Annotated in this window: 1 protein-coding gene and 1 pseudogene; both read left to right on the top strand. The window is 44.3% G+C overall.

Features of this window, described 5'->3' with window-relative positions; genetic code table 11:
* Window positions 1-574, top strand: a pseudogene (locus R7R78_RS24300) (site-specific integrase); the annotation flags it as partial.
* A 77-nt stretch (window positions 575-651) separates the two neighbouring features.
* Window positions 652-1,123 (top strand): hypothetical protein (locus R7R78_RS24295; protein ID WP_225474397.1); only part of this gene is annotated, 472 nt, incomplete at its 3' end.

The raw sequence follows: 1,123 nt of genomic DNA, 5'->3' as shown, positions 1-1,123 counted from the left end.
CAAATCCGAAAAGCAGCAAATTCTATCCTCCCGTTCTTACACCCCAGAGCAAGCAAAAATGATTGCGGATGCACAAACTGAACGCAATGCTCTCTCAACTGAAATAGCTCACGCAGCCGGACTTCGAGCACATGAACTGAATACCTTGCAACGTATCGATGTACGCACGCCAGATCCAAGACCGGCACTAGAAGAAAAATTCTCAGGTCGAGACGGAATACGTTACACCGTAGAGGGAAAAGGGGGGCTGGTTCGTGAAGTTCTCATTCCCCACCCCCTTGCTGAAAGATTGGAAGATCGCAGACTTAATCAACCAGTGCAGATTACCGATCGAGGTGTGAACTACACCAGTCATTACGACATTAATGGCGGTAATCGTTGGTCCAGTTCTTTCACCACTGCATCAAATCGAGCATTGAATTGGAGTACCGGAGCGCATGGCCTACGCCATAGCTACGCCCAAGAACGTATGGACGAGCTAAAAAAATCCATGCCCTACGAGAAAGCACTTGAAGTTGTATCCCAAGAAATGGGGCATTTCCGCCCCGACATTACGGAGGTTTATCTACGATGAGATGGTTAATATTAGTGGCTGTCATAGGCGCTATTGTCTGGTCAGCAAACTGGAGTTATCACTACGTAGACAACGCGGTGTTAATCACCGACTTTTGGGAAACAGACAGCGCACCTGACGAATGGGGATTGGTCGATTTTAAAGGCAATAAACCAGTCATTTATGAATACACAGGAACCAAAGGGTTCTGGGATATTTTCAAAGGATTGTGGCCTTTATGGGCACTATTTGTCTTAAGTTTTTTTGTTTTAGCACCACTTTCAAGATACATCTATAACGGTCTAAATGACGCCCAAATTGTCGAAGCGCTAGAAATAAAACAAGCAGCAGAAGAACAAGCAAAAAAAGCAGAATCGGATGCCGAAAACTTCAAGCAAGAGGCAAAGTCTTGGGCAGAAGAAAAGGTAAACCAAGCTTATCAAGAACAATTATCCCGAGTACGAAAAGAACTCGAAAACGAATGGAATGAATACCACCGATTGAAGAATGACATTTTAGAAAGAGAATCAACAATCCAAAGACGAGAGCAACATGCTCAAGAAAAAGAAG

The organism is Vibrio sp. 2134-1 (assembly GCF_033339495.1).
The sequence above is the reverse complement of the archived record's forward strand: the minus strand, read 5'-3'. Positions and strand labels throughout refer to the sequence as shown.